This window comes from Jeongeupia chitinilytica (genome assembly GCF_014652315.1).
GTDB lineage: Bacteria > Pseudomonadota > Gammaproteobacteria > Burkholderiales > Chitinibacteraceae > Jeongeupia > Jeongeupia chitinilytica.
Window position 1 is genome coordinate 400,108 of record NZ_BMYO01000003.1, and the last position, 24,011, is coordinate 424,118.

Annotated in this window: 20 protein-coding genes; 4 read left to right on the top strand and 16 right to left on the bottom strand. The window is 63.3% G+C overall.

Annotation, left to right across the window (positions count from 1 at the left end):
• Positions 1-21: 21 nt before the first annotated feature.
• Complete coding sequence (locus IE097_RS07700; RefSeq protein ID WP_189459610.1) at positions 22-1,371, top strand: sodium-dependent transporter; 1,350 nt, start codon at positions 22-24, stop codon at positions 1,369-1,371.
• Here IE097_RS07700 and IE097_RS07705 read toward each other — a convergent pair.
• The 15 genes from IE097_RS07705 to IE097_RS07775 all read right to left on the bottom strand — a co-directional run bounded on the left by IE097_RS07705 (position 1,368) and on the right by IE097_RS07775 (position 20,356).
• Positions 1,368-1,685 carry an EscU/YscU/HrcU family type III secretion system export apparatus switch protein gene (locus IE097_RS07705; RefSeq protein WP_189459612.1) on the bottom strand — a complete coding sequence of 106 codons (318 nt, stop codon included), beginning with the start codon at positions 1,683-1,685 and terminating at the stop codon, positions 1,368-1,370. The two genes, IE097_RS07700 and IE097_RS07705, sit on opposite strands and share 4 nt — an antisense overlap.
• A complete protein-coding gene (fliK, locus tag IE097_RS07710) occupies positions 1,682-2,716 on the bottom strand; it encodes a flagellar hook-length control protein FliK (RefSeq protein ID WP_189459613.1) in 1,035 nt (344 codons plus the stop codon). Before fliK ends, IE097_RS07705 begins: the two co-directional genes overlap by 4 nt.
• A 2-nt stretch (positions 2,717-2,718) precedes the next feature.
• Positions 2,719-3,111 (bottom strand): DUF2802 domain-containing protein, encoded by a 393-nt coding sequence (locus IE097_RS07715; protein WP_189459615.1) that lies wholly within the window; start codon positions 3,109-3,111, stop codon positions 2,719-2,721.
• Positions 3,112-3,139: 28 nt separating this feature from the next.
• Positions 3,140-3,451, bottom strand: coding sequence for a hypothetical protein (locus IE097_RS07720; protein WP_189459617.1), 312 nt, complete (start codon positions 3,449-3,451; stop codon positions 3,140-3,142).
• Positions 3,438-3,896, bottom strand: a complete 459-nt coding sequence (fliS, locus tag IE097_RS07725) for a flagellar export chaperone FliS (RefSeq protein ID WP_189459619.1) — start codon at positions 3,894-3,896, stop codon at positions 3,438-3,440. Before fliS ends, IE097_RS07720 begins: the two co-directional genes overlap by 14 nt.
• A 24-nt stretch (positions 3,897-3,920) precedes the next feature.
• Positions 3,921-5,483 (bottom strand): flagellar filament capping protein FliD, encoded by a 1,563-nt coding sequence (gene fliD, locus IE097_RS07730; RefSeq protein WP_189459620.1) that lies wholly within the window; start codon positions 5,481-5,483, stop codon positions 3,921-3,923.
• A 29-nt stretch (positions 5,484-5,512) separates the two neighbouring features.
• Positions 5,513-5,902, bottom strand: coding sequence for a flagellar protein FlaG (locus IE097_RS07735; RefSeq protein WP_189459622.1), 390 nt, complete (start codon positions 5,900-5,902; stop codon positions 5,513-5,515).
• 74 nt (positions 5,903-5,976) lie between these two features.
• Entirely contained in the window at positions 5,977-7,431 is a 1,455-nt protein-coding gene (locus tag IE097_RS07740; RefSeq protein ID WP_189459623.1) for a flagellin, read from the bottom strand.
• Between the two features lie 92 nt (positions 7,432-7,523).
• Positions 7,524-8,264, bottom strand: a complete 741-nt coding sequence (locus IE097_RS07745) for an S-methyl-5'-thioinosine phosphorylase (protein WP_189459625.1) — start codon at positions 8,262-8,264, stop codon at positions 7,524-7,526.
• A gap of 116 nt (positions 8,265-8,380) precedes the next feature.
• Positions 8,381-9,259 carry a UTP--glucose-1-phosphate uridylyltransferase GalU gene (galU, locus tag IE097_RS07750; RefSeq protein ID WP_189459627.1) on the bottom strand — a complete coding sequence of 293 codons (879 nt, stop codon included), beginning with the start codon at positions 9,257-9,259 and terminating at the stop codon, positions 8,381-8,383.
• 257 nt (positions 9,260-9,516) lie between these two features.
• Positions 9,517-11,919 carry an NAD-dependent DNA ligase LigA gene (gene ligA, locus IE097_RS07755; protein ID WP_189459628.1) on the bottom strand — a complete coding sequence of 801 codons (2,403 nt, stop codon included), beginning with the start codon at positions 11,917-11,919 and terminating at the stop codon, positions 9,517-9,519.
• Between the two features lie 89 nt (positions 11,920-12,008).
• A complete protein-coding gene (locus IE097_RS07760) occupies positions 12,009-13,160 on the bottom strand; it encodes a cell division protein ZipA C-terminal FtsZ-binding domain-containing protein (protein ID WP_229797486.1) in 1,152 nt (383 codons plus the stop codon).
• 108 nt (positions 13,161-13,268) lie between these two features.
• Positions 13,269-16,763, bottom strand: coding sequence for a chromosome segregation protein SMC (smc, locus tag IE097_RS07765; RefSeq protein ID WP_189459632.1), 3,495 nt, complete (start codon positions 16,761-16,763; stop codon positions 13,269-13,271).
• A 71-nt stretch (positions 16,764-16,834) separates the two neighbouring features.
• On the bottom strand, positions 16,835-17,920 hold the full coding sequence (apbC, locus tag IE097_RS07770) for an iron-sulfur cluster carrier protein ApbC (RefSeq protein ID WP_189459634.1): 1,086 nt from the start codon (positions 17,918-17,920) through the stop codon (positions 16,835-16,837).
• Between the two features lie 165 nt (positions 17,921-18,085).
• Entirely contained in the window at positions 18,086-20,356 is a 2,271-nt protein-coding gene (locus IE097_RS07775) for a patatin-like phospholipase family protein (protein ID WP_189459636.1), read from the bottom strand.
• 50 nt (positions 20,357-20,406) lie between these two features.
• On the opposite strand from IE097_RS07775, the gene IE097_RS07780 reads away from it, so the two are divergent.
• From IE097_RS07780 to IE097_RS07790, 3 genes are all read left to right on the top strand, one after another.
• Positions 20,407-21,081 (top strand): glycerophosphodiester phosphodiesterase, encoded by a 675-nt coding sequence (locus IE097_RS07780; protein WP_189459638.1) that lies wholly within the window; start codon positions 20,407-20,409, stop codon positions 21,079-21,081.
• 80 nt (positions 21,082-21,161) lie between these two features.
• Complete coding sequence (locus IE097_RS07785) at positions 21,162-22,475, top strand: anaerobic C4-dicarboxylate transporter family protein (protein ID WP_189459640.1); 1,314 nt, start codon at positions 21,162-21,164, stop codon at positions 22,473-22,475.
• Between the two features lie 235 nt (positions 22,476-22,710).
• Positions 22,711-22,983, top strand: a complete 273-nt coding sequence (locus tag IE097_RS07790; protein WP_189459641.1) for a hypothetical protein — start codon at positions 22,711-22,713, stop codon at positions 22,981-22,983.
• Here the strand turns inward: IE097_RS07790 and IE097_RS07795 are convergent.
• Positions 22,980-23,858 carry a L,D-transpeptidase gene (locus IE097_RS07795; RefSeq protein WP_189459643.1) on the bottom strand — a complete coding sequence of 293 codons (879 nt, stop codon included), beginning with the start codon at positions 23,856-23,858 and terminating at the stop codon, positions 22,980-22,982. The two genes, IE097_RS07790 and IE097_RS07795, sit on opposite strands and share 4 nt — an antisense overlap.
• Positions 23,859-24,011 lie beyond the last annotated feature (153 nt).

Consider the following 24,011-nt stretch of genomic DNA (forward strand, 5'->3'; position numbering starts at 1 on the left):
CACCACCCGGGAGTACGCGCCATGGCGCAACGCGACGGCTTTACCTCTACCTTCGGCGTTCTCGTCGCCACACTCGGCTCGGCTGTCGGGCTCGGCAACATCTGGAAATTCCCCTACCTGACCGGCACCAACGGCGGCGCCGGCTTTCTGCTGGTCTATCTACTGGCGACGCTGCTCGTCGGCCTGCCCGTGATGATCGCCGAAATCATGCTTGGCCGCACCGCCCGCGCCAATGCGGTCAGCACCTTCGAAATCCTCTCGCCCAAGCAGCCGTTCTGGAAGACCATCGGCTACATGGGGCTGGTCGCCGCGGTACTCATCCTCGCGTTCTACACCGAGGTTGCCGGCTGGGTGTTTGCCTACGTCGTCAAAAGCGTCGCCGGCACACTCGGTCATACCGACCCGGCCAGCGCCAGGGCCACATTCGGTGCGCTGGTGTCGTCACCGCTGCAGGCGCTGTTCTGGCAGTGGCTGGTACTGGTGATCACCGGCGGCATCATCATGCTCGGGGTTTCCAAGGGCATCGAGGCGGTCGCGAAGAAACTGATGCCGCTGCTTTTCCTGCTGCTGATCGCACTGTGCGTCCGCAGCCTGACCCTGCCCGGCGCCGCCGAAGGGCTGCGCTTCCTGTTCGCGCCGGACCTTTCCAAGATCGGCACCGGTGTCCTGCTGACCGCGCTGGGGCTGGCGTTCTTCAAGCTGTCGATCGGCATGGGCACCATGCTCACCTATGGCAGCTACTTCCGTCCCGAACAGAACATTCCCGCCACCGCCGCACGCGTGATGATTGCCGACCTCAGCGTATCGCTGCTCGCCGGCATGGCGATCTTCCCGGCTGTGTTCGCGTTCGGCTTCGAACCGGCCGCCGGGCCGTCGCTGGTGTTCATGACCATTCCGGCAGTGTTCGACAGCATGCCTGGCGGACGGGTGTTCATGGTGCTGTTCTTCGTCCTGACCGCGATCGCGTCGCTCGGCGCCATGCTGTCGATTCTGGAAGTGCCGGTCGCGATGATGACCGAACGCTGGTCCTGTAGCCGGAGGAAAGCGACCCTGATCACGCTGGCGGTGATCGCGCTGCTCGGCGCGCCGGCGTCCTTGTCGCAAAGTCTGGCGCAGGACTGGAAGCTGTTCGGGCTGAACGCGTTCGACCTGTTCGACTACCTGAGTTCGAACGTGCTGCTGCCGCTGGGCGGCATCCTGATCTGCCTGTTTGCGGGCTGGTCGTACGGGATGGGCCGGCTGGTGGCCGGGCTGTCCAACGATGGGCAGCTCGACAACCGCCCACTGGTGAAGACGCTGTTCGTTTTGCTGCGCTACGTGTCGCCGCTGCTGATTGCCCTCGTCATGCTCAAGGCGCTCGGGCTTTTCTAGGTCTGCTCTGGAACGGCGGGCGGTGCTTTGAACTGGGGCGCCGTCACGTCGGCACCAGCCTCGAGCAGGTAGATGAAGGCCAGCAGCTCGGCAACCGCACGGTAAAGCTGCTCGGGAATGTGCCGGTCCAGATCGACCTGCATCAGCAGCGACACGAGCTCCGGCGATTCGTGCACGAACACGCCGGCCTCGCGCGCTTTTTCGATGATACGTTCGGCCGTCAGCCCCTGGCCTTTGGCCACCACGCGCGGCGCACCGCCACCGTCGGCGTAAGCGAGCGCCACCGCCTGCTGGCGATTGTGCGACTTGCTCACGTTGCACCGCCTCCGTCGCCGGCGACAACGGTCGGCGTGCCGGCCAGCGACAAGCCGGCCGCCTCGAAACGTGCACGCAGGGCGGTTTGCCCGGCGCTGATTGCCAAGCGCGTTGACGGCTCGGGCGACACGAAGCGCAGCGAAAACTGCCCCTGATGCAGCTCGGCAACGACCGATACCGCACCGAGTCTCGGCAAGGTCAGGTCGAGCCGGGTTTGCCAGCGCTGCGCAACGGCCTCGCCGACCTGATCCGGATTCCGCTCGTCGGCCGTTTCGGTCTGCAAGGCCCAGCGCAACGGCTGCCCCGGCCATGCCTGCCCCAGCCAGACGACCCCGCCCTGATCGAGCGCATCCAGCTGCCGCTGCACCAGCTGACCAAGAATGGCGCGTGCTTCCTCGAGCTTGGGAGCCGGCGCGGCGACGCTGTAGCCCCGGCCACCTTGGATAGTACTTGCGGCATCGTCCTTGGCGGCGTTCTGCGGCTCGCGCAACAGCGCCTGCAACGGCCGCTCGCCACGCACCCAGTCGGCCTGATGCGACTCGTAAAACAGGCCGCTGTTGTTGATGCTTTGCGCCAGTCGTTCGGCCAGTCTGGGCACATCCGGCGCGGCACCGGCGACGGGCTTGAGCAGCGGTTCCGGGTCGTCGACCGTGGCTGCGCCACTTCCCGCCGATGGACGCAACAATTCAGCCAGCGTCCGCGCAGCCGTACTGAGCGTCGCGGCAGGCCGCGACTCGACGCCAGCGCTTTGCAGCAAGGCAAAACGCAACGCAGGCGACGTCGAAACGACTTCAAGATCGACCTGCTCGCCGGGCTGGGTATTGCGCGGCAGGTTCAGGTCGAGCAACTGATCCTTGATCTGGACTGCGTAGCGACCGCCAGGCAGTTCGTTGCGGACGATGGCCTGCAAACGCTCGCCCACCGTCAGCAATGCCTCTTCGGCACCCGCAAGCCGGGCGCTGTCGATCAGTGGCGTCTGGCCCTGCAAGTATTGCTGCAGCAGTCCGACGGCATTGGTCCCCGGCAGCATGGCTATCTGCGGCCCTGCTTGCGGTACAGCGCAATGATCAGGTCGACCTCGCCACGGGACAATCCGCACACCGAAGCCACCTGCGCGGCTTCGGCCCCCTGCCGCGCCAGCCGGATGGCATGCGCATACGGGGATTCTTCACTGACCTCGGCGACCGGCTCGGCCCCGCTGGTGACGGACTCGACCTGCTGTGCCGCAAGGCGGATTTTCAGGCGTTCGATTTCCTGCCGCAACGCCACAACTTCGGTGCGCAGCGCATTATCCGGCCCGCCGGCGTGCCTGGGCCAGGACCAGCCGTGGCGTTTGAGGAAGAACAGCAGCTGCGCGATGTAGAACACGATCAGGCCAAGGCTGACGTAAAGCAGTTGCTGCCAGGTGATCAGGATGCCGTTCATGCTCGTTCCGTCGCCCGTGCGGGGAGTATCAGCGATAGGCTCGATTCAGTTTATCGGCGTTATGGACATTTTGCAGCGCGGCCTGGGACTCGTCGCGCGCCCGCCGGACCAGCGGCATCAGCTCTTGCAGCAGCACCTGGGAGGCCTGCATCAGCCCTGCGGCCTGCGCGCGCTGCGGCGAAGCGGACCAGTCCACGGGAAGCTGTGCTGCAGCGATTTCATCGTAATGCGCCAGAGCCACCAGCAGCGCCTCGCCATCTGGCGCACTCAGCGCATGCTTCACCGCGAGCAGGCTGTCGTGCAGCGCCTGCAACCGCACCAGCGCGTCAGGCGCGGCCATAGCTGAGCACGCTGGCCGTATCCTGGCGGGGCGGTTCGACGGCCTGCGCAGCCTGCACCGCAGGATCGATCGCCTCCCACGACTGCTTGAGTTCACCGAGCAGTCCGAGCACTTCGTCGAACAGCTCGGCGTCGTTGCGCAGGTTGGCCCTGAGCAGCTGGCTGCTGATGTACTCGTACAGCGCATCCAGATTGGACGCCAGCTCGCCGCCCTGTTCCTTGTCCAGCGACAGGCGCAGCCCGTCATCGACGATGGCGATCGCCTTCGAGGTCGCCGCACCCTTCTCGGCAATGTTGCCGGCCTCGAGGTGCACCTTGGCCATCGCCACCGACTTGATCGCGCCGTCGAACAGCATCATCACCAGCCGGTGGGGGCTGGCGACGTCCACTGCCATTTCCACCGAGGTCTGGCCGTAGGCGCTCAAGGCCTTCTTCATTCCCAGCATTCGATTTCCTTTTCAGCGGGTCGCTCAGTTGGACGACAGGCTCGACAGCATCGACATCAGCGAATTGCTGCTCTGCTGCATTTTGGTCAGCGCCTGATCGAGTGCCACGTACTGTTTGCGCAGCCGGGCTTCCGTTTCCGTCAACTTGGCGGTCATTGCATCCCGCTGCTTGTCGAGCAGCTTGATGCTGCTGTTGATGCCGTCGGTACGGCTGTCCATCGTGCCGCCCTTGGTCAGCATCTTGTCCAGCATGTCGTTGAGCTTGACGCCGAAACTGTCGGCACTCGACGCCGGCGGCTTGCTCGGATTCTTGGTCTTGTCGTAGGAACCGAGGAAAGACATGACCGAGTCGAGGTTGTTGGTGACGGCCTTGTCGAGCTTGGCCGAATCCAGCGCCAGCTTGCCGTCCTGCTGGAACGCGACACCAAGCTGCGACAGCGTCTGGATTGCCGCATCGCCGCCACCGAAGGCCTGGCCCAGCATGCTGCGCAACTGGCTCTGCACGCCGCGCACCGACGCGTCACCCTGCAAGATGCCCGCCGTCTTGGTTTCGGCGTTGTAGCTTGCATTCTGGCTGATCGAGGACTGGACGTCGTTGTACGCCTTGACGAACGCCGTCAGCGCCGTCTTGATCGAGCTGCTGTCACGGGCGGACGTCAGCTGGATCGGCGTCGAAACGCCATTGCTGTCGGTCGTCGGCTTGAGCAGATTGATCGTCAGGCCGTTCACGACCTCGGTCAGCGTGTTGCTGGCACTGGATACATCGATGCCGTTGACCTTGGCCTTGGCGTTCTGGGCCTGACTGTCCTTGAGGATGGTGAAGCCGCTGGTGTTCAGGTTGCCGGCGGCATCCGTCGTGGCGTCTTTCGGGTCGAACGCCAGCTTGGACAGGTCGGTCGCCACGGGATCGCCGTTGGCATCGTTGGTCGTCACGCCAACCTTGAAGGCGTAGTTTTCGCCCGTGTTGGTGCCGGTCAGCACCAGTCGGACGCTATTGTCGGCGTCCTTGACGATCGAGGCGGTCACGCCCAGATCGGTCTGCTTGTTGATCGAGTCGCGCACTTCCGCCAGCGTGATTTTGCCGTCGCTGTTGCCGTCCGAAATCGTCACCGACTTGGCCGGGGCGCTGGCATTGGGCGTGAAGCCGTCGGTTGCGCTGGCGTCGATCTTGCCGAAGGTGAAGGTCAGCTTGGCCTGATTGACGCCGGAGCCGGCCGGAATCAGCACCTGGTCGGCCGCCGTGAACTGGCCGGCCTGGCTGGTGAGTCGCTGGCGCTGCGCCAGCTTGAGGACGTCGAGCGAGAAGTTGCCGAGGTCGGCGGTATTGCTTGCCGACACGGTCGCCGCGTCGCTGTTGGACGACGAGGCCTTCACGCCGTTCAGCTTGCTGAGGTCCAGCAGCGACGACACGGCCGTCTGAAATGTGGACAAGGCACTCTTGATCGTTCCGAGCGCACTCAGTTGCGACTGGAAGCTCGCCTCTTTCGTGTTGAGCTTGGCAATCGGCTGCTGTTCGATCTGCATCAACTGACTGACGATCGAATTGATGTCGAGACCGGAGCCGCCATTGGTGGTGATCGTTGCCATACCTCTTCCTTTTCAGACGGATTGCGGGGTCATGCTTTGTCGCGCACCAGCAAACCCCGCAGCTTGTCGATGCTTTTGGCGATGTTCAACGCTTCCTGCGTCGGAATCTGCCGGATGACTTCCTTGGACTGCGTATCGATCACCTTGACCAGCGGGGTCTTGGTGTCGTCATCGATACTGAATTCGATGCCGACCTTGGGCTGCAAGGACTGCACCGTTTCATTCAACTTCTTGACCGCATCCTCCACGGCCGCCGCCTGCTGCTTGGGCGTGAGCGCCTGGACCGCATCCGGGCTGGTCGCGATTGCACCGTTCGCGGCCTGGCTGGTCGCCGCAAGCTGCACGGCCGGCTGCTTCGCATCTCCTTGGGGTTGCAGCGGCGAGCTCTGGCTCAGGGGATTGATAGCCGAAATCGACATGGGTTCCCTCTCCTGCAAGAAGCCCCGGCACGCGGCCGGGGCTTATCAGTTTAACGCAAGGTCAAACCGAAGGCTTAGCCGCGGAGCAGGCTCAGCACTTGGTTCGGCAGCGCGTTCGCCTGGGCCAGCATGGCGGTACCGGCTTGTTGCAGCACCTGGTTACGCGTCATCGTCGCGGTTTCCTTGGCGAAGTCGGTGTCCTGGATGCGGCTGCGCGAAGCGGACAGGTTGTCCGAGGTGGTTTGCAGGTTGGCGATCGACGATTCGAAGCGCGACTGCAGCGCACCGTACTGGGCGCGCTGACCGTTCACTGCGGCCAGAGCCGAGTCGACGATCTTCAGGGCCTTCTGGGCATTGTCGAAGCTGGTCACGTCGAGCGAAGCAACGGTATCCAAGGTCGAAGCCTTGGTCAGGCCGTAGCCCGAACCGGCGTCGGTCACCGAGAAGCTGTTGGACGAGTCGAGGGTCACGCGACCGTTGGCCACGGCGGTTGCAGCAGCAGCCTTGGCATCGAAGGCGGCAGCACCGGTGGTGCCGTCGGCGTCGTAGCTGTTCACGTCCAGCTTGGTGTTGGCAGCAGCAGCCTGGTTGGTCAGCTTGATGTCGTTGCCGGCAGCGTTGGTCAGCTTGATGCCGCCGTTGACCGCGTCGAACTCGGCGGTCACGCCGGTCTTCGAGGTTGCAGCGTTGATCGAGTTGATCGCCGAAGCGTAGTCGTCAGCCGTCGAAGCAGTGCCACCGACGCTGAACGACACGGTTGCGGCAGTTGCGTTGTCCGACTGGATGCCCAGCGTGTAGGTTTCAGCACCCAGAGCCAGGTTGGCGCTGGTGGTTGCCGTGGCGCTGACGCCGGTCTGGTCGCTCTTGGCATTGATCTGCTGAGCGATGGTTTGCGCGGTGTCGGTTGCGGTGGTCGTGTAGGTGGCCGAGCCGAGCGAACCGTTGATCTTGATGGCCTGGGCAGCAACGGTCTTGGTTGCAGCGCCGACAGCCGGCTGGTCAACTGCAACCGAGTTGTTGCCGTAGTTGTTGGTGCGGAAGTTCACACCGCTGGCCTGGATGGTCTGGTTGGCGTTGGCGCCGACCTGGAAGGTCGCGGTACCGAACGAGCCGTCCAGCAGGTTCTTGCCGTTGAAGTTGGTGGTCTTGGCGATGCGGTCGAGTTCCGAAGTCAGCTGGCCGACTTCCTGCTGGATGGCCTGACGGTCGCTCGACGAGTTGGTGGCGTTCGACGACTGGACAGCCAGTTCGCGGATGCGTTGCAGCATATCGCCAGCCGACGACAGCGCGCCTTCAGCGGTTTGCGCCAGCGAAACGCCGTCGTTGGCGTTGCGGTTGGCCTGATCCAGACCGCGGATCTGGCTGGTCATGCGCTGGGAGATGGCCAGACCGGCCGCATCGTCCTTGGCGCTGTTGATGCGCAGACCCGACGACAGGCGTTGCAGCGAGGTATTGAGACCAGCTTGCGAGGTGCCAAGGTTGCGTTGCGAAGTGAGCGAAGCAACGTTGGTGTTAATGACTTGAGCCATGATGTTTCTCCGATAGAGAGACGATATTTTTAGGAAGCCGGACCAGCGTTGCTGCGTCCTTGAATCCCTTATCGTCCTGGCTGCGGAGAACTTTAGGAAATACTCACATATTTTTCGAACACCATCGCCGCCACGGCCAGACCCTGCGCCAATGCTTGCGTCGCATCGACCTGATTGATGCTTCCGGCACTCTCGGCGACACCGGCGGCACGGTTCGCCACCACCGCCAGCGTGGCATAGGCGGCACCCAGTTCGCGCGCAAGTACCGCCTCGGGCATCGCGGTCATGCCGACCATGTCACCGCCGTCCCGGCGGATCCTGCGGATTTCGGCTGCAGTTTCGAGCCGCGGCCCCTGCATGCAGGCGTAAACACCGCCATCGATCAGCGACACTTTCAGCACACGGGCCGCCTCCAGCAGGGGTTCGCGCAGCGAAGCGGCATAGGGCTCGGTGAAGTCGACATGCGAGACGACCCGGTCATCGCCATCAAAAAAGGTCTGCCGCCGCCCCCAGGTGTAATCGAGCAACTGGTCGGGCAAGACCAGCACGCCGGGACGAAAGACGCGACCGATGCCGCCTACCGACGCCAGACCGACGATTTGCTCGGCGCCCTGCGAGGCCAGCGCCCAGATATTGGCCCGGTAGTTGATCCGGTGCGGCGGAATGGTATGACCGTAACCGTGACGCGCCAGGAAGAGCACCGACCCTCCGGCCAGCTCACCGACGATCAACGGCCCCGACGGGTCGCCGTAGGGCGTACGCACGATCAGCCGCTGCCGCACCGTCAATCCGGCCAGACTCGCCGCGCCGGTCCCACCAATGATCGCCAGCATGATCACTCCGCACCGGCTCAGCCACGCGGCGCCGGTCCTTCAATCATATGCACTGGCGACAACGACATGAAAAAGGCGGCCCGAAGGCCGCCCGGCTTACTTTCCACCCTAACCACTCAGGCCCTGGGTAGCGTGAACCGGCTCAGGTACTCGGCAAACTCGCCACCAACCTCCGGGTGCTTCAAGCCATAGGCCAGCGTCGCCTTCAGATAGCCCAGCTTCGAGCCACAGTCGTAGCGCGTCCCCTTGAGCTTGTGCGCAAGGATGTGCTGCTCCTGCATCAGCGCGAAGATACCGTCGGTGAGCTGAATCTCGCCCCCCTTTCCCGGCTGAACGTGCTGCAGGTGATGGAAAATCCGCGGCGTGAGGATGTAGCGGCCGACGACGGCCAGCGTCGATGGCGCCTCTTCGGGCTTCGGTTTTTCGACAATGTTGTTGATGCGCAGACGGCCGTTGCTGTCATCGACCGCCACGATGCCGTAGGAGCTGGTGTCCTCGCGCGGCACCTCCTCGACGCCGAGCACGGCGCAATGCGTATCGCCGAACACTTCGACCATCCGCGCCATCTCGGACGTTGCGCCGCCGTCGATCAGGTCGTCCGCCAGAATGACTGCGAACGGTTCGTCACCGACCACCGGCTCGGCACACAGTACGGCATGCCCCAGACCGAGCGCCTCGGGCTGGCGGATGTAGATGCAGGTCACCGACTTCGGAATGATCGACTGGACGATGTCGAGCAGCTTCTGCTTGCCCTTGGCTTCGAGCTCGCTCTCGAGCTCGTAGGCCTTGTCGAAATGGTCTTCGATGTTGCGCTTGTTGCGCCCGGTGATGAACACCATCTCGGTAATGCCAGCGTCGAGCGCCTCTTCGACCGCGTACTGGATCAGCGGCTTGTCGACGACCGGCATCATTTCCTTCGGACTGGCCTTGGTCGCCGGCAGAAAGCGGGTACCCATGCCGGCAACCGGGAATACGGCCTTGCGGATTTTCTGCATTGAAGTTGCTCCTTTGTGTTTGTTTTCTGGCGCCAGCAATCCGAGTCGCAACGCGGCCCCCATCACCTGATCGGCCTGACGCAGGCCAAGTTCGTCCGGCCACTGCGAGACCGCAGACCGCCCCAGACCGAGGGCATCGGCCAGCCGGCTCTGGCTACCAAAAAGGCGAAGTGCTTCGGATTTGCGCATCGCACCATTGTTCAACAAACTGAACCGGCAAATCAAGCAGAAAAATCAGTCGCTACGCGTTCAAAAAACTAAACATCAGCCGTACCCAGCAAATCCCGCAATCCGGCCTCGTCCAGCACCACCACCCCGAGCGACTCGGCCTTGGCCAGTTTCGATCCGGCCGCCTCGCCGGCAACGACATAGTCGGTTTTCTTCGACACGCTACCCGATACTTTGCCGCCAGCCGCCTCGATCATCGCCTGCGCCTCGTCACGTGTCAGCGACGGCAACGTGCCGGTCAGTACCAGCGTCTTGCCTGACAGCACCCCGGCAGGCGCCGACACCGACGGCAGCAACGCCAGCAACGCGCTGCGCTGCACATCGAGCGCGTGCAGCATGGCAGCATTTGTCCCGTCTCCCAGCCAGACCAGCAGCGACGAACGCACGTCCGCCGGCAAGCCACCAAGCGCCGCCTCGTCGGCAGCAGCCAGCTGCGCCGGCGTCGAGACCGACTCCGCCAACTGGCGCGCACGCAACGGTGTGAGTTTCGGCACGCCAAGCACCGCGTACAACTCGGCCGTCACCAACTTGTCGCGCCAGCCAACGCTGGGGGCATGCAGATCCACCGGTGCCACACCGGCCGCCAGCAACGCATCGAGCGCCTGCTGGTTCTTGGGTTCGGCAAAGAAATCGGCAATCGAATCGGCCACCGTCGCCCCAACGTCGGGCAACACACGCAGCAGCGGCGATGGCGCCTGCCGCACCAGCGCAAGATCACCGAACCAGTCCGCCAGCGTCTTTGCGGTCGACTCGCCGACGTGGCGGATGCCGAGCGCAAACAACAGTCGCGCCAGCGATGGCTGCTTGCTGGCAGCAATGCCATCGATCAGGTTCTCGGCCCATTTGCTCGCCACCTGCCCCGCCTTGACCGTCTCCGGCACCACACCGTCCCGCTCGTCGGCACGACGCTTCATTTCCAGCAGGTCTGTCAGCGTCAGCCGGTAGAGATCGGCAATGCCGTGGACGTAACCAAGATCGACCAGATTGTCGATGTAACGCTCGCCCAGTCCTTCGATATCCATCATGCGCCGACCGGCAAAATGACGGATCGCCTCCTTTCGTTGCGCAGAGCAGAACAATCCGCCCGAACAACGCGCAATCGTCTCGCCTTCTTCACGCACCACGTGCGAGCCGCACACCGGACATGCCTTCGGCAGCTCGAACGGCGCATACTGCGGACGCCGCACCGGGGAGAACAAATCGCCCCCTGCTTCGTCAACCATCGGTCGACGCTCGAGCACGACGCCGACCACTTCGGGAATGACGTCTCCGGCGCGCCGGACGATGACCGTATCGCCGACGCGCACGTCCTTGCGCCGCACTTCGTCCTCATTGTGCAGGGTCGCATTCGTGACCGTCACCCCGCCGACGAAGACCGGCACCAGCCGGGCCACCGGGGTGATCGCACCGGTCCGGCCCACCTGCACGTCGATTGCCTCGACCGTCGTCAGCACTTCCTGCGCCGGAAACTTGTGCGCCACTGCCCAGCGCGGCTCACGGCTGCGGAAGCCGAGTTCGCGCTGCATCGCCAGCGAATCGACCTTGTAAACAACGCCATCGATATCGAATGGCAGTTCGGCGCGCAATCCGGCCACCCGCTCGTGAAACGCCACCAATCCGGCTCCACCCTGCGTCCGGACCCGCTCTGCACACACCGGCAGGCCATAGCCCTGCAACGCGTCGAGCACTCCCGAATGCGCGGCCGGCGCATCCAGCCAGCCCGACACCTCGCCGAGTCCGTAGGCAAAGAACGACAGCGGCCGGGTCGCAGCAATGGCCGGGTCGAGCTGGCGCACCGCGCCGGCGGCCGCATTGCGCGGATTCACGAATGTCTTGGCGCCGACGGCCAACTGCTTCTCGTTCATTGCGTCGAAGTCGTCGCGGCGCATATAAACCTCGCCACGCACTTCGAGCACCGGTGGCACCTCGCCCTGCAGGCGCAACGGGATCTGGCCGATCGTGCGGATGTTCTGCGTGACGTCTTCACCGGTCACGCCGTCACCACGCGTTGCCGCCCGTACGAGCACACCGGCCTCATAGCGCAAGCTGATTGCAAGGCCGTCGAACTTCAGTTCGGCGACGTAATCGACCGGTGCATCGCCCTCCCCCAGTGCCAGCTCCTTGCGCACACTGGCATCGAATGCCAGCGCCCCGCCCGCGGTGACGTCGGTTTCGGTGCGGATCGACAGCATCGGTACCGCATGCCGGACAGGCTGGAACTGCGGCAGCGGCTTGCCGCCGACACGCAGCGTCGGCGAGTCGGCCGTCTTGAGCTCCGGGTGCGCAAGCTCCAGCGCCTCGAGCTCGCGAAACAGCCGGTCGTACTCGGCGTCAGGTACCGTCGGGGCGTCGAGCACGTAGTATTCGTGACCGTAACGCTGCAGTAGCACCCGGAGTTCGGCGGCACGGGAAACGGGATCGGAAGAAGTCATGGTGTCATGTCCGGAACGAAAAACGCCGCTGTCGGACAGCGGCGCATTCGGGTCAATCGTAAGGGGTGTTTCGGCAGGTCGGACGAGGCTCAGGCAAACAGTCGCAACGCCGCCATCGACCCCGGTGCAATCCCGCGATCGTCCATCTGCGCATAGATATTGGTCAGCTGCCGGCGAATGTTGGCGATGCTGCCGGGCGCCAGCGGTCGACCCGAATCGTCGACCAGGTCGCCGGCCAGCAGGTTTGCCAGCTGCTGGGCGATGTCGCTCAGGTGGTCGAACACCGGCAGGCCGCCGGCCACGCGCGGCACGTCGAACAGGAAGGTCAGCCCTTCACTGGTATTGCCGAACGGACTCTGATCCTGGTTGACCAGCGAAAACAGCGCCTTGCCCGACTCGCTGCGATAGTGGAACAGCCCGTCAGCACCACGGGCGAGCCCGGCCTGCTCGGCAAACAGGCGCACCCGCTCCATCGGGAAGGGCTTGCCCTGGGTCACGACGTTCAGGCCGATGAGCACATCGACCGACGCGCAGAATTCATCCAGGTCCCGCGCAGCGGCGAGCTTGCCCGAACGCTGCGGAAAGGTCACCACCGCCTCGTGCTCGTCGGCAAACTGCTGCACTGCCATGCAGAAGGCGTTGAGCTGCTCCTGCGTCAGCGAGCCCTGGCGGTCCGCCAGCTGCAGACCGGCGCGCAATTCGGTGTACCGGCCGTTGCTGCGCGCACTGACCACCTCCCACTGCCCGGCCTCGGTCAGACCCAGGACCACCACCCGCTTGGACGCCGAGAACTGCGGCACCTCGGCGGCAGCGATCGGTTCATTGGCGTGAATGTCGGCAATGAAGTCCAGCGACGCATCGAGCTGGCTTGTCGCGAGCACTTCGACATCCTGCAGCTCGACCTGCTTGACCACCGGCTCCGGCACACGCACCGGCGCCTCGGCCACATCGTCGAATGCGGGCAGATCGTCGTCGACCTCGACTTCAGGCACGTCGAGCTGCGGCTCGCGCCGCACCGGTGCTGCAGGCACCACCGGCTCGATCATCGGCTCGAGCCGCTGGCCGCTGGCGACCGGACGGACCATGTTTTTCTGCGTTTCGAGCAGCACGTCGGGCTGATTTTGCGCGAATGCCCGCTGTGCCTGCTTGCGATAACGGTGCTCCTGCCACCAGTTGAAGGCATAGACGGCCGCAACGATGGCGCCCCCCGCGATCAATGATCCCAACTGTAAATCTGTCATGGTCTTCTGCACGTAATCCGTCGCAGCGGCAACGGATGGATTATTCCGAATTTGAACGGGGCGATTCAAGCCCACGGTTTACCTTGCACTTTGCAAGATCATCTTGACTCACGTTGCAAGCACCGTATCCCGCATCGTCAGCGCTTGCTGAATATCCACGGCCACAACGCGCGATACGCCCTGCTCCTGCATGGTCACGCCGACCAGCTGCTCGGCCATTTCCATCGTCAGCCTGTTGTGACTGATATAGAGGAATTGCGTTCGCTCGGCCATTTTTTTGACCAGGTCGCAGAAACGCAGGGTATTCGCATCGTCCAGCGGTGCGTCGACTTCGTCCAGCAGGCAAAACGGCGCCGGATTCAGGCTGAACAGCGAGAATACCAGACTCAGTGCGGTCAGTGCCTTTTCGCCCCCCGAAAGCAAATGGATGGTGCTGTTCTTTTTTCCGGGCGGCTGAGCCATGATTTGTAAGCCGGCATCGAGAATTTCATCGCCAGTCAGATGCAGTTCGGCATGTCCACCACCAAACAGCGCCGGAAACAGCCGCTGCAGATTGGCGTTGACGGTATCGTAGGTACCTTGCAGCAGCGTGCGTGTTTCTCGATCGATCCGGCGGATTGCCGATTCGAGCGTCTCGATCGCTGCCAGCAGATCGGCCGATTGCGCTGCCAGATAGTCGGCGCGCGTCTGCGCTTCCTGCAGTTCGGCCAGTGCAGCCAGATTGACCGCACCCAGTGCATTCAGCGACTGACTCAGGCGGCCGATCTCGCCCAGCAGCGATGACGCCTTGACGCCGGCCCCGAGGCTCGCGGTCAGCGCCACTTCATCGGCGTCAATCAGTTCTTCGGCAAAGCGCTCGAATGCCAGCCTCGCCTCCTGTTCACGCAACTTCAACGAAGACAGGGCATCCCGCGACGGATCCAGCGTTTGCTCGATCGCGTGCCGGTCGGTCTCGCGCTCCCGTTGTGTTTGCGCAATGCCATTCAACGCATCCCTTGCCTCGGCGAGATGGCGCTCCCGCGCCATGCGCAAGTCGACGGCGTGTTGCACCTCGCCATCCAGCGCTGCGGCATCGACACCGTCGAGCTCGATCAGTTGCGACGCCAGCCGCTCCCTCAGCAACTCGGCCTGATCGGCCTGCGCCACCGCTGCGCGCTGCAGTTCGTCCAGGCGGTCACGCGCGCTCTGCGCGGCAAACCGTTCGGATTGCAGCTGTCGTTCGGTGCTGCGCAACTGCTCGCGCAGCCGCGCGAGTGCGGTTTCGGCCTCCGCACGTGCCGATTGCGCCCGCTCCATTTCGGCCGTCTGCGGCGTCACCGCCAGATCGGCCTGTGACAGCGCCTGCTCCGCCACCAACCGCTCCGCCTCGCTGTCTTCGAGCTGCTGCGCCAGTTCGCCCAGCGCCGCCGACGACAGTGCCAACCGCAGCGCTGCCGCCTGAACGGCCGATTCACGCTCCGCCAGTTTGCGCTCCAGCGCGCCAAGGCGTTGCATGGCGCCCGATTGCGTTTGTCGCAGCGAACGCAACAACGCATCGCGGTCCGCCACACCGGGCGCAACGACATCGATCTCCGCCTGCACTGCGGCCAACGCCGGCTGCAGCGCCGCCAGGGCCGCCGCTGCCGCCTCGCGCGACTGCTGACGCTGCATCAAACCGTGTGCATCGCTGTGCGCATCAAAGTAGCGCACCGAAACCGGCATGACCACGTGCCCCTCCGGCGTCACGAAACAAGCGTCGCGCGGCAGCCGGGAGCGATCGGCGAGCGCCGTTTCATACGACGCGGCGCAGTACACGCCGGCAAGCAGGGCATCGATCGCGCCGCGCGCACCGGCTTCGCGTACCGAAATCCGGGCCGACAACGGCATCCAGCCATTCAACGGCTCGGTCGGCAGGATGTGCTGCCCCTGCAGCGCCACCGAAAAGGCCGCTGGCGCAGCGTGATCAGGCAATGTCGCCGTCAGCCGCCCCTTCAGGGCGGAACCGAGCATGGTCTCAAGGGCAGTGGCCCACGCGGGCGTGACATCCAGCAACGACAGCAGCACCGGCGCGTCACCCAACCCGTGCCGAGCCAGCCAGTCTGCCAGCGCACCGTCGTCGCGAACCGGCTCGGCACCCAGTGCTGCCAGCCGAGCGGTGGCATCGGTGCGTGCCAGCGCCAGACGCTCGCGCTCGGAACGCAGATCGTCCAGCCTCACTCGTTCGATTTCGAGCGTTTCGTCCTGCAGTTCGATCGCCAACGTCCGGTCGTCGATATCGGTGCGCAGTCCTTCGACCTCCGCACGCACGGCATCGAGCACGGCGTCCTCCGTGACGGATGCCGCGGCGATGTCGGCTTCGAGCTTGATCTTGCGCGCCTGCAACCCGGCAACTTCCCGCTTCTGCCGCTGCAGATGCTGCCGTGCCAGTTGCTGCGTCGCCTGCGCTGTTGCAAGCCTGTCGCGGACTTGCTGGAGACTTTGCTCCTGTCCGCTGAGTGCGGCCTCGAGCTCGGGCTGCAGCCGCATCTCGTCGTCGAAGACGAGCGCCGTCTCCTCGGCCGCCAGCAAGGCGGCATCGAGCTTCAGTTGCCACTGTTCGGACTCCTGTGCGCCGCTCGCCCGGCTCTGTTCGACCCTGGCCAGCTCCTCGCGGCTGAGTGCCAGCTGCTGCTGCAAGCGCTCGCGCGTCTGGCGCAGGTGCAGCAACTGCTGCTCGAAACGTGCAACAACGGCATTGGCGTCAAACAATGCCACCTGTGCCGCTTGCACCTGTTCGGTGGCGCCATAATGGCGCTCCCGCAGCACTCCGATTTCGGCCTCGTGCGCCCGCAATGCAGCCAGTCCGGCATCGAGCGCAGTCTGTGCAGCGGCAATGTCGGCACGGACCTTGTCCAGCTCGGCAGCGGCATCCCGCTTGCGTTGCAGCGCAAGCAACTGTTGCTTGTGGGCGATCAATGTCTGCAGCCGCTGATATTCGCCGGCGACTTCAGCCTGGTCGCGCAGCTTGTCGACCTGCGCCGTCAGTTCCCGACGGATGTCATCCAGGCGCGCCAGATTGTCACGCGTATCGGCCAGCCGCGACTCCGTTTCGCGACGACGTTCCTTGTACTTGGAGACGCCGGCCGCCTCTTCGAGAAAGTGCCGCAACTCTTCGGGCTTGGCCTCGATGATGCGGCTGATCATGCCCTGCTCGATGATCGCGTAGCCACCCTTGCCCACGCCGGTCCCGAGGAACAGGTCGGTAATGTCGCGGCGCCGCACGGCAAGGTTGTTGATGTAGTAGTCCGAATCTCCCTGCCGGGTCAGGACGCGCTTGATCGAAATCTCGGCGTACTGCGACCACTGGCCGGCGGCCAAGCCCTCGCGATTGTCGAACACCAGTTCGACCGAGGCCCGGCTGACCGGCTTGCGGCTGGTCGAACCGTTGAAGATCACATCCTGCATCGACTCGCCGCGCAACTGCTTGGCCGACGATTCGCCCAGCACCCAGCGCACCGCGTCGATCACGTTCGACTTGCCGCAGCCGTTCGGCCCGCACACCGCGACCAGTTGGCCCGGCACGTGGATCGTGGTCGGGTCGACGAAAGACTTGAATCCGGCAAGTTTGATGTGGGTAAGGCGCACGCGGCGAGGCTCCTGACAGCGCACCGATTGTAACGGCCCGTGCCCCTACGGCACAGGCCGGTGCACGCACGTCACTTCTGGATGACGATCTTCGGGAACTTGGCCGAGAAATCCTGCGCCCGCGCTGCCACGCCGATCGCGACCTTGCGGGCAATCGCCTTGTACAGTGACGCGATGGCACCATCCGGATCAGCCGCGACGCTCGGCTTGCCGGCGTCGACGCTGGTACGGATCGACAGGTCCAGCGGCAGCTTGCCCAGAAGCGACACGCCGTAGTCCTCGCCCATCCGCTCGCCGCCGCCTTCGCCGAAAATCGGTTCGATGTGGCCACAGTTCGAGCACACGTGCGTGCTCATGTTCTCGACGATGCCGAGGATCGGCACGCCGACCTTTTCGAACATCTTCAGGCCCTTGCGTGCATCCAGCAGCGCGATGTCCTGCGGGGTCGTCACGATCACCGCACCGGTCAGCGGCACCTTCTGACTCAGGGTCAGCTGGATGTCGCCGGTACCCGGTGGCAGATCGATGACCAGGTAGTCGAGATCGTCCCACAACGTGTCGTTCAACAGCTGCTGCAGCGCCTGCGTCACCATCGGGCCGCGCCAGACCATCGGCTGCTCCGGATCGATCAGGAAGCCGATCGACATCGTCTGCACGCCGTAACTCACGATCGGCTCGATGTGCTTGTTGTCCGGCGATTGCGGCTTCTGGTCGGCCACGCCCATCATCAACGGCTGCGACGGGCCATAGATATCGGCGTCGAGCAGTCCGACCCGAGCGCCCTCGGCGGCCAGCGCCAGGGCCAGATTGACCGAGGTGGTCGACTTGCCGACCCCGCCCTTGCCACTGGCCACGGCGATGACGTTCTTGACGTTCTTGAGCAGCGGCACGCCTCGCTGCGCGGTATGCGCAATGATCTGGCTGCGCACCGTCACGGTCGCCCCGTTCACGCCCTCGACACCGGACAGCGCCGCCTCGAACTGCGCGCGGATTGCATCGAACTGGCTCGCCGCCGGATAGCCGAGCAACACGTCGGCATGGGCATGGCCGCCGATCAGCTCGAGGCGCTTGATGCATTTGCCGGCGACATAGGTCTTGCCGGTGTTCGGATCGACAAGCGCCGCGACGGCGGCTTGCAGCAGTTCGGGATTGGACATCGAGGGACTTCCTTCGCGCGCGTCGCCAAAAAGGCGGGAGATGAACGACATGGTGAGCCGGCCCGCAGGCCATGGTTGACTGGAATGGTCGGCTATTTTCGCGGATCGGCGACTGAAAAACAAACGCCCCTCACAGGCGGGGCGTCACTCTTGGCTACGGATATGTCAGTACGGATTGCCCAGCATTACGTAAAAGCGCGCTTTTTTGTTGTCACCGTAGGCAGCGGCAACATAGAACGGTCCAAGGAAGGTATCCATTCCCAGGAAGGCGGTTCCGGAAACGTGCAGATCGTTCTGCGACGAGTCGACCGCATCGAACAGCTGTCCGACTTCGAGTGCCCCGCCAATGTAGACCTTGCTGTCCGGCACGAGGAACGACAGCGGGTGATACAGCGCAATCCGGCCATACGCCATCGAATCACCGATGATTTCCTGATAGCCGTAACTCGATAAATTCATGAAACCGCCGAGCCATTGCAGATCATTGACATCGTTGTCACCACCGCCCTGCTGCATGACGCCATGCAGTCGGACATGACCGCCGAAATCGCCGAGCTTGAAACCCTTGACCAAGGTTGCGGTAACTTGGGTATACGGATCGAACGTACCGGAACCGGACCGGCCACCGAATGACTGGTATGCCGACGCATTGAACAGCACCCCTTCGGTCGGGAAATCCAGACTATCGAGCTGGTCGTAGTAAAGGCGCACCCTCACTCCCCAGTCTTGCTGGCTGAAATTGTCCAGCAGATTCTTTTGTTGGGCGTCTTTCGTGCCTTGCGACGCATTCTCGTCGTCATCAACGAGCACCGGAATAAAACCGATATCCCTCGCGCCACGATAATTGTTGTAGGCGAAGCCGATCCGCACCTCGCCGTACTTGCCGTACCCTGACCCGATGTCGAAGCCTGCCCTTTCCTTTCGATACTTGTACTGGGCCACCTTTTCTCCATTGACCCAGATATCGACCGGCTGGTTTTCCGCGCTGAAATACGGCGCGACAAAGGCATAGCCGTCAAGCTGGAGCGGCTGGTAGAACTCGGTCGCAAACTGCGTGTGATTTCCGAGCCGGACCAACGACGTCCACTCACCGCCAAGATCGTTAATCCAGGTGCGGCGATAACGTGCCGCCAGGCTGTAGCGGTTGTCGGTATCGAAGTCGGTACTCAAGGCCAGGCCAAGATTCAGGTAATTCGGTCCCCAGCTTTTTTCGACCGGGGTCAGCCGAAACAGTTGGCCGTTATTGGTATCGAGCAGCTCGTAATCGAGCTGGGAAAAGTCCCCGCGCGCATAGGTCTTGGACAAACGCTCGTTGAAGGCCGCGTTGTCCAGCGGTTTGCCCGGCGTAATGTCGAGCGCCCCCTTCAGCACATCGGGATTCACGTAATCGAGCTTCGCCACCTGGACTTCGTTGATGGGCTTCGGTACGAGCTGCTTCGCCTGTCTGGCCAGCGCCCACTTGCGATACGCTGGAGCCGACAACGCATAGCGCTCGAGTTCGGGCAACTGCATCTGTGCTGCGGCCTCTCCGCGCTCGATCAGTTGCCTGGCCTTGGTGAAGTCGGAGCTCGACAGCTTGTCGAGCTCGGGCGTAATCAGGATATCGCGACCCGATTTCAGGCTGGCGATCTGCGGTCGCTGGTTCTGCAGGATCATCAGCCGCGTGTACTGATCCGCAACCGAGAACAGGTTGTCGATCTCCGCGCTCTTGAGTGGCGGCGAAGCGACGTCGACAGCAATGACGATGTCCGCACACAACTTGCGCGCCACGTCGACACCCATGTTGCGCGACAACCCTCCGTCCACCAGCGTGTGCCCTTCGAGCGGCACCGGCGGGAATACGCCCGGCACAGCCATGCTGGCACGCATCGCACTGACGATGTCGCCATCGCTCAGCACGACCATTTCGCCGGTCTCAAGGTCGGTGGCAATCGCACGATAGGGCGTTGCCATCTGGTTGAAGTTGGCGACAGTGCCACCATAAGTCAGTTCACGCAGGAAGTACTCGACCTTCTGAGTACCGATTGCCGCGCGTGGTAATGCAATAGTGCCGTTATCGCGCAAACCAAGCTCGATTGGTACATTTCCGGAACGATCCAGCTCTTTCTGGCGGAAAGACAGGCTCTGCCTCGGCAAGCCGCTACTCAGCAAGTCATCCCAGTCCGCTTTCTCGCTTTCGGCGATCAGCTCTTCCGGCGTCCGCCCCGACGCATACCCCCCCGCAACCAGCGCACCGATACTGGTCCCGACGATGCAATCGATCGGCACCCGCGCGTCCTCGAGTACCTTCAGCACGCCGATATGCGCCAGGCCACGCGCGCCGCCGCCACCCAGCACCACACCGATCCGCGGCCGTGTGCTATCGGCAGCCGCCGCCGCGGACACGGCCAAACTCGCGATCGTGCAAACCACCACTCTGGATACGGAACGCCGCATTCAATCCCTGCTAAATTGCTTGTATCGTCAACATTCTATACGGGCAGAACATGCAACTCATCGCCCATCGCGGACTCGCACGCACGGTCCCGGAAAACACGCTGGCGGCTTTCGCGGCTGCATTATCCAGCGGCTTCGACGGCTTGGAAACCGACATCCGTCTTTGTGCCGATGGTGAGGCCGTTCTGTGTCATGACCGCGTCACCCCGAACGGCACCCCGGTTGCGCTGCTTTCGCGCAAGGCGCTGTCGCAGCAACTCGGCTATCTGGTGCCCACCCTTGCCGAGGCACTCGACACTTTTCCGGACGCACTCTGGAACCTGGAAATCAAGTCGCCGGACGTGGTCAAAACGGCATTCGAAATCATCGCTGCATCACGCCGTTCGCACCGCATTCTGTTGTCGTCGTTCCGGCACGACATCGTGCTTGCCGCCGCAGAATTGCTGCAGGTCGACTGTGCGCTGCTGGTCGCCCACCACCCGGCATCACTCGCCGGGCTGTTGCAGCAGGCGTTACCGCACGAACGGCTGCGCGGTATCGTCTGGGATTTCGAAATCGTCGATGCACCGTTGCTCGAACAGGTCGCCGAACTCGGCTTCCGCAGTTATGTTTACGGGGCACATACACTCTACGAACACGCGTTCTGTCGCGACTACCAGGTCAGCGGCATCATCACCGATCATCCCGAATTCGTCGGATTGACGCCGGCGCCAGCCCTGCAATAACGCCAGCGTCAAGCGTAATCGGCCATTGCGTCGGGGCGCCGCATCCGGCACCATGCCGCCCCCTCTTTCCGGACTACCCCATGCTCTTGCTCGAATTTGCCGTCGTCCTCGCGGCCATCCTGATCGGCGCCCGCCTTGGCGGTATAGGACTTGGCGTCATGGGGGGGCTGGGGCTGGCGGTCCTGACCTTCGTCTTCGGGCTCAAACCCGCCACCGCGCCGATCGACGTCATGCTGATGATCGTCGCCGTCATTACTGCTGCGGGCTGCCTGCAAGCGGCCGGGGGAATGGACTACCTTGTCCACATCGCGGAAAAACTGCTGCGCCGCCATCCGAAGCGGATCACCTGGTTCGCACCACTGGTCACCTACTCCTTCACGCTGTTCGCCGGCACTGGTCATGTGGCCTATTCGGTGCTACCGGTCATTGCCGAAGTCGCCCGCGAATCGGGCGTCCGCCCGGAAAGGCCGCTCTCGATCAGCGTGATCTCGTCACAGGCAGGGATCACCGCGAGCCCGATCTCGGCCGCAACGGTCGCGCTGCTGTCACTGCTGTCTCCTTCCGGAGTACACCTGTCGGACATTCTGATGATTGCCATTCCGGCGACTCTCCTAGGCACGCTGGCCGGCGCCTTCGTCGCCAGTCGCCTTGGTGTGGAGCTGGACAAGGATCCCGTCTATCAGGCGCGGCTTGCCGCGGGAGATCTGCAAGCCGTCACCAAGACAGCCCGCCCGGCGCTGCCAGGCGCGGCCAAGTGGTCGGTGGGAATCTTTCTGGCGGCGGCCTTTTCCGTCGTCCTGCTCGGTTCGTTTCCGTCGTTGCGCCCGAGCTGGAGCACCGCTGGCATCGTTGTGCAGCTGGATATGGCGCAGGCGATCGAAATGGTCATGCTCTCTGCCTCGGCACTCATCCTGCTCTGCAGCAAGGTCAACCCGGACCAAGTGGTAAGAGGCAGTGTATTTCGCGCCGGTGCCGCAGCCGTGATCGGCATTTTTGGCGTGGCCTGGATGGGTGACACCTTCATTCAAGGCAACATGGCCTTCTTTTCGGAGAACATTCGCAGCGCAGTGACTACTGCACCATGGCTGTTCGCGCTGGCGCTGTTCGCAATGTCCATCCTGCTGTACTCGCAAGCTGCGACAATCCGCGCATTAATGCCACTGGGGTTGGCACTCGGCCTGCCGGCACCCGCGCTGATCGCGATGTTCCCGAGTGTCAACGGGTACTTCTTCATCCCGAATTATCCGACCGTCATCGCCGCGATCAACTTTGACCAGACCGGGACGACGCGCATCGGCCGCTGGCTGCTCAACCACAGCTTCATGCTGCCGGGCCTCACGTGCTCGGTGATGAGCGTCGGCAGCGGCTTCGTACTCAGCCACTTTCTGCTGTGAACCCCCGCTTCGCCGCTTTTGGTAAAAAAATCACGTACTTGGACGTGAATCGGCCATGGCCGCAGATCGCAGCGACCCGGATGATGGAGACTTGTTGAAAATTGAAACGGTAACGACCTGCCACCAATGAGTCACCGGCAGCGCCGACCGTTCCCCAAACCCCATGCGCTCAAATCCAGCACGCTCGTCCCGCACCTTGCCGGCACCTTGGTCGCAACGCTGGCCGATCCCCCAAATGGGAACCGCGAACGCCGCACAGCCGGATGACGCGGATTTTGGAGTCTGGTTGCAGCAGCGACATCAGAAACCGATCGAAAACACGATAGAAGCCGCTGCCAATGACCCCAGCGCCGACAATGACTGGTCGGATCGACTGATCTTCACGCTGATGCACAGTTCGAATCGCCAGCGCGGCAACGAACCGGCAACCAAGACGCGACGGGAACTCCGCGACACCTACCAATCGTCGTTGGCCGGTCTGTCGCCGCGGCAGCACGTACTCGCCTAAGCGGGCGAACTGGCGTCGTGCAATGCCAACCGGTAGCGATATAACCGGCCGATTTCGCTATCAACCCTGCCGCTTGCTTGTTCCCAGTCCGGCGTGGGTGCTTTGGCGGTCAGTATGTCCATATGTTGCCAACCCAAGATCCGCGCCTCTTTGGCGAGCACGGCAAGCAGGCGTTCTGCCTCCTTCACACCCTGATCGGACAGCTGCAACCAGATTGCACCGCCGGGGGTCAGCCCACCGAGCCCCCCACACCGCCCTTGCTCTTGCCAGAGTGCAAACTGACGCCCCACAAGCACGTCAGGCGTGACCGGGCTCAAGGGACCACGCAATGTAGTGTCCCCGAAGCCCAGTGAGGGGCGCTTTGACGTCACCGGGTAAACGCACCAGTCAACTTCCGGCGCCACGATGTTCACTTCAATTCCGGGTTTCAGTCGTGCAAACAACGCGTCAACATCCGCGTTGCGCATGCGGATGCAGCCATGCGAAGCCGGCACGCCCATCGGCTGGTCATCCGGCGTACCGTGGATATAGATGTAGCGTGACATGGTATCGACACTGCCGAAGCGGTTGAAACCTGGTACTGCGCCGGACAACCAGATGATCCGTGTCAGCACCCAGTCCCGCTCGGGATGCACCTTGGCCAGTTCGGGGCTGTAAACCTCCCCGGTCCAGCGACGTCCACGAAATACCGCACCCATCGGCCTACCGGCACCGATCAATGCCCGCACGCGATGATGACCTCGTGGCGTCTGATAACTACCAGATTGCTCACCAGCGCCTCGGCTTGCTGTAGACACCGGGTAACTGCACAGCGCAGTCCCCGATGAATCAAGCAGGGTTAGCGTTTGAGTTGCCAGATCGATAGTGATATGCATGGTGAAATGGTGCCACGATAGGAATCCCGAGCAAACCACCTTGGTGACTTGGAACTACGTTGCGTGAGGCCGCACCAAAGCAAAAACCCCCTGCAGCATGGCTGCAGGGGGTTTGCATGGGGAGTCTGGCGATGACCTACTTTCACACGGGAA